Source organism: Novosphingobium terrae, from assembly GCF_017163935.1.
Taxonomy (GTDB): Bacteria; Pseudomonadota; Alphaproteobacteria; order Sphingomonadales; family Sphingomonadaceae; genus Novosphingobium; species Novosphingobium terrae.
The window spans coordinates 1185516-1199438 of the sequence record NZ_JABVZR010000002.1 but is presented as its reverse complement, the minus strand read 5'-3'; the positions used below and the strand labels follow the sequence as shown (position 1 = coordinate 1199438).

12 protein-coding genes are annotated in these 13923 nt (G+C 65.2%); 4 read left to right on the top strand and 8 right to left on the bottom strand.

The window, feature by feature from the left end; genetic code table 11:
- Positions 1–2 precede the first annotated feature (2 nt).
- Positions 3–488 (bottom strand): MarR family winged helix-turn-helix transcriptional regulator, encoded by a 486-nt coding sequence (locus HGK27_RS23540; protein ID WP_241127799.1) that lies wholly within the window; start codon positions 486–488, stop codon positions 3–5.
- A 310-nt stretch (positions 489–798) separates the two neighbouring features.
- On the opposite strand from HGK27_RS23540, the gene HGK27_RS23535 reads away from it, so the two are divergent.
- From HGK27_RS23535 to HGK27_RS23525, 3 genes are read left to right on the top strand one after another with little or no spacing between them, the layout of a single operon-like run.
- Positions 799–1224 carry a nuclear transport factor 2 family protein gene (locus tag HGK27_RS23535; protein ID WP_206245310.1) on the top strand — a complete coding sequence of 142 codons (426 nt, stop codon included), beginning with the start codon at positions 799–801 and terminating at the stop codon, positions 1222–1224.
- A gap of 13 nt (positions 1225–1237) precedes the next feature.
- Positions 1238–1987: an SDR family NAD(P)-dependent oxidoreductase gene (locus HGK27_RS23530; protein WP_206245309.1), complete on the top strand. Its 750-nt coding sequence runs from the start codon at positions 1238–1240 to the stop codon at positions 1985–1987.
- Between the two features lie 13 nt (positions 1988–2000).
- Positions 2001–2507 carry a DUF3237 domain-containing protein gene (locus tag HGK27_RS23525; RefSeq protein ID WP_206245308.1) on the top strand — a complete coding sequence of 169 codons (507 nt, stop codon included), beginning with the start codon at positions 2001–2003 and terminating at the stop codon, positions 2505–2507.
- 37 nt (positions 2508–2544) lie between these two features.
- On the opposite strand, the gene HGK27_RS23520 is transcribed toward HGK27_RS23525, so the two are convergent.
- The 7 genes from HGK27_RS23520 to HGK27_RS23490 all read right to left on the bottom strand — a co-directional run bounded on the left by HGK27_RS23520 (position 2545) and on the right by HGK27_RS23490 (position 13326).
- A complete protein-coding gene (locus HGK27_RS23520) occupies positions 2545–4014 on the bottom strand; it encodes an aldehyde dehydrogenase (protein ID WP_206245307.1) in 1470 nt (489 codons plus the stop codon).
- A gap of 79 nt (positions 4015–4093) precedes the next feature.
- Positions 4094–4519 carry a hypothetical protein gene (locus tag HGK27_RS23515; RefSeq protein WP_206245306.1) on the bottom strand — a complete coding sequence of 142 codons (426 nt, stop codon included), beginning with the start codon at positions 4517–4519 and terminating at the stop codon, positions 4094–4096.
- A 20-nt stretch (positions 4520–4539) separates the two neighbouring features.
- Positions 4540–6870, bottom strand: a complete 2331-nt coding sequence (locus tag HGK27_RS23510) for a TonB-dependent receptor (protein ID WP_241127797.1) — start codon at positions 6868–6870, stop codon at positions 4540–4542.
- Positions 6871–7130: 260 nt separating this feature from the next.
- A complete protein-coding gene (locus HGK27_RS23505; protein ID WP_206245304.1) occupies positions 7131–8585 on the bottom strand; it encodes a carotenoid oxygenase family protein in 1455 nt (484 codons plus the stop codon).
- A gap of 27 nt (positions 8586–8612) precedes the next feature.
- Positions 8613–10214 carry a GMC family oxidoreductase gene (locus HGK27_RS23500; protein ID WP_206245303.1) on the bottom strand — a complete coding sequence of 534 codons (1602 nt, stop codon included), beginning with the start codon at positions 10212–10214 and terminating at the stop codon, positions 8613–8615.
- 11 nt (positions 10215–10225) lie between these two features.
- Positions 10226–12415: a PQQ-dependent dehydrogenase, methanol/ethanol family gene (locus HGK27_RS23495; RefSeq protein ID WP_206245302.1), complete on the bottom strand. Its 2190-nt coding sequence runs from the start codon at positions 12413–12415 to the stop codon at positions 10226–10228.
- Positions 12412–13326 carry an NAD(P)H-binding protein gene (locus tag HGK27_RS23490; protein ID WP_206245301.1) on the bottom strand — a complete coding sequence of 305 codons (915 nt, stop codon included), beginning with the start codon at positions 13324–13326 and terminating at the stop codon, positions 12412–12414. The genes HGK27_RS23495 and HGK27_RS23490 overlap by 4 nt, the downstream gene beginning before the upstream one ends.
- Positions 13327–13421: 95 nt before the next feature.
- Here HGK27_RS23490 and HGK27_RS23485 point away from each other — a divergent pair, with 95 nt between their 5' ends.
- Positions 13422–13922, top strand: a complete 501-nt coding sequence (locus HGK27_RS23485) for a nuclear transport factor 2 family protein (protein WP_206245300.1) — start codon at positions 13422–13424, stop codon at positions 13920–13922.
- Position 13923: the final 1 nt, after the last annotated feature.

Here is a 13923-nt window from a genome sequence, read left to right as displayed (position 1 = left end):
GGTCAGCTTTCGTCTTCGTCCGGCTTGGTGTGTTCAAGGAAGCGCGAGCGGCCCTGCTCATCGGTCGCTTCCAGCGTGTCGATCAGCGTCTTGAGGATATGATCGAACATGGCGATCTCATGCTCATGCAGGTCGGAAAGCAGGTAATCGGCGACAAGTTCGGTCTGCGGGCGCATGATCCGGTAGAGGCGCTTGCCTTCCTCGGTCAGGGTCAGCTGCTTGCGCCGCCGGTTGTCCTTGTCACGCTCGACCTTGAGGCGCCCGTTGCGCTCCAGCGCGGAGACCGCGCGAGAGATGCTCATGGCGTTCACGCCGGTCATCTCGGCCAGCTCGTGACTGGCCGATTGCGGAAAGCGGCCGATCAGCATCAGCAGGCGAAACTCGTTCAGGCTGATCTTGTAGCGATGCTCCAGATGGACCGAGAAGGGCGCCATCAGCCGGTTCGACAGCTTGAGCAGCCGGTGGAGCGTTTCCGAACGGGCGCTCACGGGAATCTCCGAGGTGTCAGCTTCGTGGTCCATGGTGTTCGATCATCTTGTTGTCCCCGGCAGTCCTCCCTAGCGCAAGGGGGCGGGTGCCTCAAGATCATCACGGATGTTATGAGCGGGGAGGATGTGATGGCCGGTCTTGCCATGCGTCTCGCGATGATGGGCATCGGCAGCTGGTCATCCCCCGTGTCATCTGTTTCCGTCTCTTCGCGCTCACCCTGCGTCACTCCCTTGCGCAAGTCAATAACGATCGTTACGATATGCCTCGAAGGACCGCATAGAGCGGCGCGCGAGGGGAGAGATGATGGCGATGCACCATCCTGCGCAGGACAATCCGGCTCAAGCCGCGCGCCACACGCCGCTGGAGCAGCGCAATCTGGCGCATGTCACAGGCCTGTTCGAGCAGGTGCTGGGCCCGCTCGATGCTGATGCGGTGGATCGCTTCATCGCCCCCGACTATATCCAGCACAATCAGGGCGTCGGGCAGGGCCGGGAACCGCTCAAGGCGCTGCTGCGCCACATCCGCGCCGAGACGCCCGAGGCCGTGCATGATGTGAAGCGGATCTTTGCCGATGGCGACCATGTGATCGTCCATTACCACGTCCGGCGCTGGCCCCGGGACAGGGGCTGGGCGGTGGTGGACATCTTCCGCCTGCATGAGGGCATGATCGTGGAACATTGGGACGTGGTGCAGGATCTGCCGGAAAGCAGCCCCAACCCCATCGGGCCTTTCTGACATGGAGCGGGGCATGCGCTTTTCGGGCAGCCGGGCGGTGGTTCTTGGCGGCAACAGCGGCATCGGTCTGGCCTGCGCCCAGGCGCTGGCGCGCGAGGGGGCCCGTGTGCGCCTGACGGGCCGGGATCCTGTCACCGTCGAAGCGGCGGCAGCGGGAATCGCCGGCGCGCAAGGCCATAGCGTGGACATCGCCGATCTTGCCGCCATGGAGGCGTTCTATGCCGATGTTGCCGCCAGCGAGGGCGGCATCGATGTGCTGGTGGTCAATGCGGGGGTGGGCGGCTTCGCGCCCGTCGATCAGCTTGAGCCAGACTATTGGGATGCGGTGCATGCCATCAACCTGCGCGGCTGCGTTTTCGCGATGCAGAAGGCGGGGCGGTTGATGGGGAAGGGCGGGGCCATCGTGGTGACAGGCTCGATCGGCGGCCATGCCTTCATCCCGGGCAATCTGGCCTATGGCGCGGCCAAGGCGGGGCTGGCGCTGGCGATGCGGCAGTTCGCGGGCGAGTATGTGTCGCGGGGCATAAGGGTCAATATGGTCAGCCCCGGCCCGGTTGAAACGCCGCTGCTTCACCGCAACCCCGGCATGAGCGAGGCCGATGTGGCGGCGCTGCGCGAACAGATGATTGCCGCCGTGCCGATGCAGCGCATGGGCCGCCCCGAGGAGGTGGCCGCCGCCGTGCTGTTCCTGGCCTCTGCGGAAGCGAGTTTTATCACCGCCGCCAATCTGATGGTGGATGGCGGCACTCTGGACATCGGATGAGGAAGACCCCGCCATGAGCGAAACCCTGTTCTCCACCCTCGACAACCCGCGGCTCGATTTCGCGATGGAGGTGCGCCTGACCTTTCCCCGCGTGCAGACCATCGTCAACACGCCGATGGGCGGCAACCGCAGCGCCGTCTATGTCGATGGCGGCACGTTTGAAGGGCCGCGCATCAGGGGCAAGGCGGTGCCGGGCTCGGGCGGGGATTACGCCTATTTCAGGCCCGACGATGTTGCGGTGTTCGATGCGCGCTACATGCTGGAGGAGGAGGATGGCACGCTGATCCTGCTCAACAACCGGGGCTTTTTGTGGGGGCGCAAGCCCGATACCATGCAGCGCCTGCGTGACTGGGCCTTTCAGGGCGGCGCGCCGGTCGAGCAGCAGGAGTATTATCTGCGCGGCAATCCCTCTTTCGAATGCGCGGTCGGCAAGCATGACTGGCTGACCAAACATGTCTTCATCGGTGTGGGCGAGCGCCGCGCCGATGGCAATGTGCTGCGCTATTATGCTTTGACGTAAGGGGAGGGTGTGGGGGCCCGGAGCCCCCACACCGCGCCTACAGTTGAGAGGGCATGCCGTCGAGCAGCATGGTCTTGGTTTCCAGGAAGGAATGCAGCCCTTCGATCCCGCCTTCGCGGCCGATCCCCGATTGCTTGAAACCGCCGAAAGGCAGGCCGAATTCCAGCCGCATGCCGTTCTGGCCAAAGCCGCCGGCACGCACCTTGCGCCCGATGCGATAGGCGGCATCGACATCATGGGTGAAGACCGATCCGTTGAGGCCGAACTGGCTTTCATTGGCCAGATGGATGGCATGGTCTTCATCCTCGGCGGGGATCAGGCACAGCACGGGGCCGAAGATTTCCTCCTGAGCGATGCGGCTGGCATTGTCGACATTGGCGAACAGCGTCGGCTCGAAGAAATAGCCCTTGTTGAGGCCCGGCGCGCGCTGGCCGCCGGTGACGAGATCGGCGCTTTGCCGCCCGATCTTGACATAGCTTTCGACCCGCTCCAGCTGGCGCTTCATGGCCAGCGGGCCCAGCTGCGTGTCAGGCGCATCGCTGTGGCCGATCTTCACGCCCTGCATCGCGCGGGCGATGGCCTCGGCCAGCTCGTCATGGCGGTGGCGGGGCACGATGGCGCGGCTGAGCATGGCGCAGACCTGCCCGCTCATGATGGTGATCGTGTTGCCAAGGATCGCCGCGGCGGCCTCGGTGGGGAAGTCGTCGCGGATGATGGCGGCGGATTTTCCGCCCAGCTCCAGCGTGCAGCGTGCGACGCGCCCGGCGCAGACCTCGCCGATCCGCTTGCCCGCGATGGTCGAGCCGGTGAAGCTGACCTTGTCCACATCCGGGTTGCTGACCAGATGGTCAGAGGCCTCGCGGTCACCGCAGACCAGATTGATCACGCCCGCCGGAAGACCCGCCGCTTCGGCGGCCTCGGCCATGATATAGGCCTCCAGCGGCGTTTCGGGCGAGGGCTTCATGATCACGGTGCATCCGGCGAACAGCGCATAGGCCACCTTGCTGGACAGGATGCCATAGGGCGCGTTCCAGGGCGCGATGGCGACAGCGACGCCCACCGGCTCATAGGCCACCAGCGCGGTATCGACCTGCGAACTGGGCCGCCGCGTCACGAATTCGAAGCTGTCGCCCAGCGCGGCGATGAATTTGAGCGTCGCCGTCGCGCCGCCATGCATGATCGGCGCAAAGCTGGCCAGACCGCCGACCTGCGCGGTCCAGGCGCGGCACAATTCGGGCTCGCGCTTTTCCAGCTCCAGCGCCCAGCGCATCAGAAGCCGCCCGCGCTCGGCGCCGGAAAGCCGGGGCCATGGGCCTTGGTCAAAGGCGGCGCGTGCGGCGGCCACCGCGCGGTCCATATCGACGGCCACGGCTTCAGCCACGGTGGCGACGACCTCCTCGCTGTTGGGCGAGGTGATCTCGATCCTCCGGTCGCTGGCCGGTTCGACCCATGCCCCGCCGATGTAGAGCTTGTCGGGATGCCGTATCTGCACGCCTTGGGGTGTCATTCGTGTGATCCTCTTGCCTTGCGTGCCATGGCTCTGGCATCGCGGTTTGCAGCGTATTATGATAACATTCGTTAGAAATTCAACGAAGCTCTGACAGGCTCAGGCTGAAGTCGCGATGGCCTTTCCACGCGGTCAGGACCGGCAGGTAAAAGGCGCGATAGGGCCAGAGCAGCGCGGCGTTGAAGATCACCGTCAAAGCGCCGAAAATCACCTCGATGACGCCCCATTCCAGCGCAAAATTCCAGTAGGCGATCACCGCCGTCAGCGGCACGGCTGCCGCTGCCACCAGCGGCATCAGCCGGTCGGCCAGAACCAGCAGGGCGATGATGATCTCCAGCACCTTGATCCATGCGAAGATCCCGCTGTGGATCAGGGCCAGCGTGAACTCCTGCCCCAGCGGCGTGTGGCCCAGCGGTTGCAGGTTGAAGGGCGTGAAGAACTCCACGCCCGAGAACAGATACCACAGCCCGAAAATCAGGCGGCTCAGGTGATAGAAGGCGCGCATGGAGCGTTCTCCCCGGCGGATCAGAAGGTGCGGCGCAGGGAAACGAACCACTCGCGCGGGCGCCCCACAGAGCCGGAGTTCACGCCGTAATTGGCGACGTTTTCGCTCTTTCCGGTGTAGTAGAATCGGTCGAACAGATTGGTCACGCCCGCGCTCAGCTGCCAGACCTTGTCGGCGGAATCATAGCTGACCCGCAGGTTGAACAGGCTGCGCGCATCCACCAGATTGTAGGCGTTGTTGGTCGAGTTGAAATAGAAGGAGGACTGGTAGTTCCAGTCGAGGCGCGGTGTCAGCGTGCCCAACGCCTTACCGAGCGGCAGGGCATACTGGATGCCCGCGCTGGCCTGCCATGAGGGGTTGAAGGGCGCCTTGAAATCCTTGAGCACCAGCGTGCTGGCATCGACGCGTGTGTATTCGAAATGCAGATAACCCAGCGAGCCGTCGATGGTGAGGCGGTTGGTCGGCTTGGCGAAAACTTCGGCCTCCATGCCCCAGACATGCGCGTCCCCGGCATTGGCCGGCTCCGAACAGGTGGAGCTGGCGCTTTCCGGGCAGACATAGCGGTTGATCTGAATATCTTTGTAATCATTGTAGAAAACTGTGCCGTTGAAGCGCAGATGGCGGTCCAGCAGATCGGATTTGAAGCCCGCCTCATAGGTGGTGAGCGTCTCGGGCTTGAAGGAGACGATCTGGTCCGGCGTGTAGGGGCGCGGGTTGATGCCACCGCCCTTGTAGCCCGTCGCCACCTGCGCATAGGCCATCAGCGCCGGGCTGAAGCGATAGTTCACGCCCAAACGATAATCGAGGCGATCGCCCTGAAAGGAGCCCACCTTCCCGTCCAGCCCCACCAGCAGGAAATTCTCGGTGAGAAAGGCCCCGCTCGGCTGGCTGCCATCGACATTGCTGCGATGGAATTCATAGGTCTTTTTATCATTGGTGTAGCGCAGCCCGGCAATCACATTGAGCTCGGGGCTCAGGTGAAATTCGGTATGGGCAAAGGCCGAGACGCTGCGGTTGGTGACCGGGTCCCGCTCCAGAAAGTTGAACAGCACGCTGGGGATCAGCACATGGCCGGCAATGCTGTCATTGGCGTTGTAGTAATAGCCGCCCACCGTGTAATCGACCAGCGTGCCGACCTTGCCTGACAGGCGCAGTTCCTGCGTGAACTGGCGATGCCCGTAATCGAAGGCCTGCACCAGGATCGAGAGCGGCGACCCGTCCAGATCGATGCCGGTGCTGCCGGTGGCCTTGCGATAGGCGGTGATCGATTTGAGGCTGAGATGGCCGGAAAGCTGCCAGTCCAGCGTGCCGGAGAGGCCCCAGCTGCGGGCGGTGCTCTGCGGGCTGGTGTTGAAGCTGCCCGGCACGACCTGATAGTTGGTGCCAAAGGCGGTGGTGTAATTGCCGCCCGCCGCATAGTTGGCATAGCTGGAATAGGCGTTCGGCGCGGTCAGGAAGCGGCTGTCGAAAGGCACGCCGCCCGCCGGATTGCCCGCGACATAGCTGCGCACGCCCGGGTTGTTGGCATAGAGCAGCTTGGTCGCCACCTGCTCGGAGGTGTTGAGCGCATAGTCGCCCACCAGATTGACCTCGATGGCGGAGCCGGCGGGGGCATAGCGCAGCGCCAGACGGGCGCCTTTCACATCGATTCCGCCTTCGGTCCCGGTCTTGCAATTGCCGCCCGACGTCGTGGCGGCGATGCCGGATTGGGGGAACAGGCAGCCATAGTCATAGAGGGTGAAATAGCCATCGGTGTGCTTCGAAACGCCCGAAACGCGCGCGTAAAGCCCGTCTGCCAGAGTGAAATCGGCGCTGCCGCGAAAATCCAGACGGCTGAAACGACCTGTGGTGGCTTCCAGAAAACCGCCGCCATTGCCATCGGGCTTGCGGCTGAACAGCTTGACCGATCCGCCGATCGAATTCTTGCCGGACAGCGTGCCCTGCGGGCCGCGCAGCACCTCCACGCGGTCGAGATCGTTGAGGTCCAGAATGGCCCCGAAGGTGGTGCCGTAATAGACATCGTCGATGTAGATGCCCACGCCGGGCTCCAGCGCGAAGCTGGAATCGCTCTGGCCGATGCCGCGGATATAGGCCTGAACGGCGCTGCCGTTGAGGCCCGTCGCGGCGGAGAGGTTGACGTTGGGCGCGATGGCGGTGAGGTCGGTCACGCTCAGGACATTCTTGCTGGCGAGCTGGGCGCCGGTGGTGGCGGTGATCGCGATCGGCGTGTCCTGCAGCCGCTGGGCGCGGAATTGCGCGGTGACGATGATGTCAGGCGCCGATGGCGCGGTTGGCGCGCTCTCGGGCGGCGCGGATTGCGCCTGCGCCAGCGTTGCAGCCAGCGCCGCCATGGCGCTCAACCCTGCGGCACATGCTTTGCGATGTCTGTTTGAACGGACCTTGGCCATCCTGTGTCCTCCCCCTGTGCCGCCGGGACTGTTGTTGTGGCCGCAGCGCGATCCATGCGGCCCGTGTCCCCGGTTCAGCCTTGTTGTGTCGCGCCCGCCCGGCGGCGGGCGCCATGCGCGAACAGACCCGGCGCGCGGCGAGCTGGAACAGCCTGTCCCCGCGCTGTCTGTCACGTCAAATAGTAACGTTCGTTACGATAGAGTCAACCGGCTTTGGCCAGCTCCGCCGCCGAAACCCAGGTGCCGTGAACCTGTGCGCGCATCGGCAGCGGCATGGGCACGCGGGCCACGGCGCCCCGCGCGATGTCACCCGCATCGATCACCCAGAGTTCCGAGGCAAAGCTGTCCTCGCCGCTGCGCTGATCGACCACTGCCAGCAGCCAACCTTCCCCATCGGCGGCGGGGACATGCACGGGCTCGTTGATCGCCATGCTGGGGCCCAGCGGCAGGGCATCGATCCGGCCATTGCCGGGTTCGATCCGCATCAGCATGTTGAAGGCCACGCCCACCGGACCGCCGGGCAGCGGAGGGCCGCCCTGCGGATTGATCGTGAGATACCAGCCCGCGCGATACATCCGCCCCTGATCGGCATCGCGTAGGCGCGGCATATCGCCCGGAGGGCCGATGACGCGGGATTCGAACGCCTCGCCCGGCTGGCTCATGTCGAAGGTCCAGCGGGTCAGCCCGCCCTGAATCTCGTGCTGGGCGCGCTGGATGCCGCCTGCCTCGCGCATGAAGCCGAAAGCATTGGTGTCGCTCAGGCAGATGTCGAGATGGACCAGCTCGCCTTCTTCAAAGGCGTTCATGAAATGGAAGGCGGAGACGCCCCGGGGGCCCTTGAACCAGCGCATCTCCTCGACCTTGCCGTAACGCGGCATGATCCCCACCCAGCTTTCCAGATCCTGCTGATGCGCCCAATGCGGGCCCCCGGCCTTGAGCCGGTCGAGATCGGCGGTGGTGGGGAAGATCGGGAAGATGGCGTAATGCTGGGTGATCGTGAAATCATGGATGGTCGAGCAATAGGGCTGCTGGAACCATTGTTCGGAAACCAGATTGCCCTCGCGATCGGCGATGGCATAGGCCACATCGGTCGAACACAGCCCGCCTGCCTCATAGCCGAAGAAGAACATCTCGCCGGTTTCGGGATCGATCCTGGGATGGGCGGTGAAGGTTTCCGATTTCAGCGCGCCGTAAAAGTCCCAGCGACCCCGCGTATCCAGCGTGTCGGGATCGATCTCATAGGCGAGTCCGTCCTCCTTGGTCATGAACAGGCGGCCCGCATGCCAGACCGGCGTGGTGTTGGCGACGGTGCGATCCTGCCCGGCAACGCTGGCATCATCGGTGAAGGGATTGCGATACTGGCCGAACAGGGCGCGCCGGGCCGTGCGTTCGGCCAGATAGCGCGCGGTTTCGACATAGCGGATGGCGTAATCCACCTTGCCCGCCTGTATGGTGAATTTGCCGATCATGCCGTCGCCCGAAAGAGCGATGTCATCCTCGAACATCGGCGCATGGGCCGGATCGGGCACGGCGCGGAAGAAGGCGCCGTCGATCTCGGGAGGAATCTCGCCGATCACCTCCAGATTGCGGGCGGACCATTCGATGCCCACGGGGGTGTTGAGGCCTGTGAAATGGATGGTGTCGGGAAAGCGTGTCATGGGATCGATCCTTTGACCGGAGCATGATTATCGGAGGCTGCGCAGGATGTGATCGGCCCCCTTGTCGCCGACCATGATGGCGGTGGCATTGGTGTTGCCCGCCGGCAGTGTGGGGAAGATCGAGGCGTCTGCCACCCACAGGCCGGAGGGCCCGCGCACGGCCAGATCGGGATCGACCACGGCCAGCGGATCGTCCACGCGCCCCATCCGGGCGGTGCCGACCGGATGGTACAGCGGGATGGAGGCCATCCTCACATAGGCGCGCAGATCCTCGGGGCTCTCCAGCATGGTGCCGGGGCGCACCTCCCCGGTGACGGTGCCGGCAAGGGCGGCTGCGGCCATGATGCGCCGGGCGATGGCGATGCCCTCCACGATCTGCTCGATGTCGTCATCGCTGCCCAGCAGGCGGTGCTCGATCACCGGCGGGGCCAGCGGATCGGGCGAGCGCAGCGTGATCCTGCCGCGATGGCTGGGGCGCATCAGCCCGATCAGTGTCGAGACGGCGGAATCCTTGCGCAGCATCAGCCGCCCCATCTCGTCGAAATCAAAGGCGAAGGCGGCGAAGGAAATCTGCAGATTGGGCGCGATCAGGCCCCGGCGGCTTTTGACGAAGGCCTGCGCATGGCCGATCGCGGTGGTCAGCGCGCCCTGTCGGCTCAGCGCATAGCGCAGCACCTGCCAGGCGCCGCGCAGCCCCTGCGCATCGGTGTTGAGCGTGGCCGAAGAGACGGTGTTGACCAGATGCGTGCCGACATGGTCCTGAAGATTGCTGCCCACGCCGGGCAGATCGGCCACCACCGGAAGGCCCATGGCGCGCAGATGCCCGGCCGGGCCGATGCCCGAGAGCATCAGCAGGCGCGGCGTGTTCATCGATCCCGCGCTGAGGACCACGCCCCGGCGCGCGCGCAGCACCCGCTCCTGCCCGCCCTGTTGCAGCACGACGCCGGTGGCGCGTCCCTCCTCGACCAGCACGCGCAGCACCTGGCATTCCAGCTCCACGCGCAGCCTGCCATCATAGTCGCGGCCTTCCAGATAGCCGCGCGATGTCGAGCAGCGCTGGCCGCCGCGCTGCGAGACCTGCACATAATCCACCCCTTCGGCATCCTTGCCGTTGAGGTCGGGCGAGCGGAGGATGCCCGCCTGCTGCGCGGCCTCGATCCAGCTGTCGGTGATGGGGTAGCGCGCGCGGTTCTCGCTGACGGCGATGGGGCCGCCGGTGCCACGCCATGCATCTGCGCCGCGCTCATTGTCCTCCATGCGGCGGAAATAGGGCAGCACGCTGGCGTAATCCCAGCCTGTTGCGCCAAGCTCGGCCCATTGGTCATAATCCGTGCGATGGCCACGGATGAACATCATGCCATTGAGCGAACTGCCGCCGCCCAGCAGCTTGCCCGCCGGCCAGACATCGGCCCGCCCGCCCAGCGAGGGATCAGGCTCGACGGTGTAGCGCCAGTCGAACTGCGGGTTCTGCACGATGGAACTGGTCAGCGCGGGCACGCGCGATTTCAGCATGCGGTCGCTGCATCCCGCTTCCAGCAGCGTGACGGTCAGCCCGCCTTCGGCCAGCCTGGCGGCCATGGCCGCCCCTGCCGAGCCGCCGCCCACGACGATGATGTCTGTGTTCTCCATCCCGCGTCTCCTCAATAGTTCGACAGGATGGCAAGGCTGGGCGCATCCAGCGGCTGGCCCGCCGCCTTCAGCTTGAGTTCTCGTGCGCGCACCCTGGCCTGCTGGTCGATCAGATAGGCGTGGACCGCATGGGCATCCTGCGCGGAGATCACATCGTTCCAGCGCGGCATGCCCGCAGGCAGAAACAGGCCTTCCAGCACGATCTTGTCGAACATTTCATGCGTTCCGGGCGCCATGCGCCGCAAATCCGGCAGAGGCGCGCGTGGCTGGTTGGAATGGCAGATCGAGCAATTGGCGAAGAACACCGCCTGCCCGCGCGCCAATGTGGCGGGGGTGACGCCGGCGGCCTGCGCGGGCGGCGCCGGGGCGACCTCCAGCGGGGGCAGCGGATCGGGCTTTTTCGCCGGGGCGCCATCCAGCTTGAAGACCAGCAGGCGGTTGGCATTGCCATAGGTGTAAGCCGCCGAATAGCGCGGCACATAGCCCCAGCCACCGCCGCCAAAGCCCGTCGCCACGGCCAGATATTGCACACCCTTGACGCGATAGGTCATGGGCGCGGCCAGCATCGAGCTGCCGGTGTCGATGGACTTGAGCACCTTGCCGGTGTCGGCATCGCGCGCCACGAACTGGCCGCCCAGCGTGCCGTGGAAGATCAGCCCCGTTTTCGTGGCCAGCACGCCGGGCCGATCCTGCCAGCCCTGCATGTCGACGGCCCAGCGTGCCTTGCCGGTCAGCGGGTCCATGGCGCGAATTTGCGAAGAGTAGGGCTGTTTCTGCACCCACTTCCACTCAGGCAGCGCTTTCACCAGATCCTGCATCGGCTTGGGCAGCGTGGGCAAAGCGGCGTTCAAATCAGAGGTGAACAGCATCGTCGTATTCACATTGAGCGCCTTGGGCCGCCGCCCGTCGCCCTTGTCGAGCGGCGGGGTGGCGAACATCAGATTGCCCATGTCCAGCACCGAGGCGGTGTAGAGCTTGCGATCCGGATCGTAAGCCGCCGGATACCAGTTGCGCGCGCCGGGCGAGGCGGGGAAGACGATCTTGGGCCCCTCCCAATAGGCCGAGCCTGCGGGCGTCTTCTGCGCGCGCCCGGTTTTGGCATCATAGCCCCTGGCCCAGCTGGTGCGGACCAGGGCGTTGATGGCCAGCGGCTTGCCGGTTTCCCGGTCGATCACGAAAAGGAAGCCGTTCTTGGGCGCGTGGATCAGCACCGGGCGCCGCTGGCCGTTCACCTCCAGATCGGTGAAGAGCATGGGCTGGGTCGCGGTGAAGTCCCAGGCGTCGCCCGGCGTTTCCTGATAGTGCCATTTGACGCGGCCCGTCTTGCGGTCCACCGCGACCAGCGAGGACAGGTACAGATTGTCCCCGCCGCCCGGTGAGCGACGCATGATGTTGTAGGGGCCGCCATTGCCCACGCCGATGATGACCGTGTCGAAACGCGGATCATAGTTGATGGCGTCCCACGCCGTGCCGCCGCCGCCGATGTCCCAGCGGCTGTCGGGCGCCCAGGTCCTGGCGGCCTGTTCCAGCTCGGGGGTTTCCTGCGGGCCGAGTTTGGGATCATGCGGAATGGTGAAGAAGCGCCAGACCTGCCGTCCGCTCGCCAGATCATAGGCGGTGACATAGCCGCGCGTGTCATATTCGGCCCCGGCATTGCCGATGATGGCCAGATCGCCCGCCACTTCGGGCGCGCCGGTGATGGTGTAGCCGCGCGAGTGATCGGTGATCGTATCGACCTTCCACGCCACCTTGCCGGTCCTGGCGTCCAGCGCATAGAGCCAGCCATCGAGCGTGCCCACCAGCACCTTGCCCCCGGCGACGGCGACGCCCCGGTTGGCCTGATCGCAGCAGGCCGAGCGGTTGGCCTGCATGTCCACCGGCGGCTCGAAGGTCCACAGCGGTTTGCCGCTGGCCGCATCCAGCGCATAGACGCGCCCCAGATTGCCGCTGGTGTACATCACCCCGTCGATCACCACAGGCGTGGCTTCCTGCACCCGGGCCGTGCCCAGATCATAGGTCCAGGCCACGCCGAGGCGCGCGACATTGGTCTTGTCGATGTCGGTCAGGGCGGAGAAATGCGTCGCATCGGCGTTGCCCTTGGGGGAGGGCCAGTTGTCGCCGGTGCCTTCTGCTGGTTTGTGGCTGGTGCAGCCGGCAAGCAGGGCGAGGAGCAGCGCGCTGGCGTGGGTTTTGCGGCTCATTGCGGCCAGGCTCCGGCATATTGGGTCATGACATCGCGCAGGGCGCGGGGCGGCACGCCGGTCAGGCGCTCGACGTGATCGGTGCGGCAGGCGAAGAAGCCCTCGCGGATTGCGGTGCCGAAGGTGACCATATCGTCGCTGGACCAGGGGATCGGCCCGTCCGGCACGATGTCCGAGGCGTGGCGGGGAACGCCCAGGGAATCGAAATAGGCGAACATGGCGTCGTCATCGACCTGTTCGACCCTGATCGGCTTGCCCGCGATGGCGCTGGCCATGGCCAGCGCTTCGGGCACCGAGATCAGATCCGGGCCGGTGAGCGTATAGGCCTTGCCGCCGTGCCCTTCCTGCGTGAGCACCGCCACCGCCGAGGCCACGCAATCGTCACGGCTGACGAAGGCCACCTTGCCGTTGGCGCAATTGTCGGGCTTGTGGCCGCTGGCCAGCGCGGGGATCACCATGGCCAGCGCGATGGCCTCGGCATATTGGCTGTCACGCAAATGAGTCCATTGCAGACCGGAGGCTTCGATGATCTGTTCGGTGGCGCGATGGTCATGTTTAACGATGGCGGGGTTGTCGGGCGCATCGGCGGCGATCAGCGAGGTGTAGACGATATGGCGCAGGCCCGCCGCCACTGCCGCCTCCACCGCATGGCGATGTTGGCCGACGCGGGTGCCCACGCGCGCGGTGCTGATCAGCAGCATCCTTTCGCCGCCCGCCATGGCCATGCGCAGCGAGGCGGGATCGTCGAAGTCTGCGGCGCGGACATCGGCGCCCGCCTGAGAGAGGTGCTTGAGCTTCTCTGGCATGCGGGTCAGGAAAATCAGATCCTGCGGCGCGCAGCGTTGAAGCAGCAAGTGTGCCGCGGCACTTCCAAAGGCGCCCGATGCGCCGGTGACGATGATCTTGCCCACAATCCCTCTCTTCTTGCCGTTCGATTCTTGTCGGATGGCTTGTCGATAACAGTAACGAATGTTATGATCAGGTCAAGAGAAGCAAACAGGAGAGTATGACCTTGCCGCTGTCCATCGAAGACCGTCTCGCGCTGCAGGACCTTATCGCCGATTACAGCTGGGCCCTTGATACCGGCGATGTCGAAGGGCTGGTGGCGTGCTTCACGCCCGATGCCCGCATGGTGGAGGAGGTCTTCGAGGACCCCGACATCTGGGAGGGCCATGAGGGCATCCGGGGCATCGCCGAGCATTATCGCAATGCCCCCGGCTTTCCCGGCCGCCAGCACCATGTCACCCAGATCCAGTATCGCCCGCAGAAGGATGGCTCGGTCAAGATGCGCGCCTTTGCCTTCGTCACCGAATGCGAGGGCGAGCCGCCCTATGTGTTGCGCTTCACCGGCTGGTATGACGATCACGCCGTCAAGGGTGGCGATGGGCGCTGGCGGTTCCAGCGGCGCACGGTGCGGCTGTGGGATGGCGAGGTGTTGAAGAACTTTCCCGGCAAGGGCGAATGGGTGCCGCGCAAGCGCCCGGAATCCTTGATCATCAGGCGCTGAA

What these genes read in the sequence shown, in the direction of transcription:
- HGK27_RS23535 (WP_206245310.1), top strand. Translation starts at nt 799, where the DNA reads ATGCACCATCCTGCGCAGGACAATCCGGCTCAAGCCGCGCGCCACACG.
- HGK27_RS23530 (WP_206245309.1), top strand. Translation starts at nt 1,238, where the DNA reads ATGCGCTTTTCGGGCAGCCGGGCGGTGGTTCTTGGCGGCAACAGCGGC.
- HGK27_RS23525 (WP_206245308.1), top strand. Translation starts at nt 2,001, where the DNA reads ATGAGCGAAACCCTGTTCTCCACCCTCGACAACCCGCGGCTCGATTTC.
- HGK27_RS23520 (WP_206245307.1), bottom strand. Translation starts at nt 4,014, where the DNA reads ATGACACCCCAAGGCGTGCAGATACGGCATCCCGACAAGCTCTACATC.
- HGK27_RS23515 (WP_206245306.1), bottom strand. Translation starts at nt 4,519, where the DNA reads ATGCGCGCCTTCTATCACCTGAGCCGCCTGATTTTCGGGCTGTGGTAT.
- HGK27_RS23510 (WP_241127797.1), bottom strand. Translation starts at nt 6,870, where the DNA reads ATGGCGGCGCTGGCTGCAACGCTGGCGCAGGCGCAATCCGCGCCGCCC.
- HGK27_RS23505 (WP_206245304.1), bottom strand. Translation starts at nt 8,585, where the DNA reads ATGACACGCTTTCCCGACACCATCCATTTCACAGGCCTCAACACCCCC.
- HGK27_RS23500 (WP_206245303.1), bottom strand. Translation starts at nt 10,214, where the DNA reads ATGGAGAACACAGACATCATCGTCGTGGGCGGCGGCTCGGCAGGGGCG.
- HGK27_RS23495 (WP_206245302.1), bottom strand. Translation starts at nt 12,415, where the DNA reads ATGAGCCGCAAAACCCACGCCAGCGCGCTGCTCCTCGCCCTGCTTGCC.
- HGK27_RS23485 (WP_206245300.1), top strand. Translation starts at nt 13,422, where the DNA reads ATGACCTTGCCGCTGTCCATCGAAGACCGTCTCGCGCTGCAGGACCTT.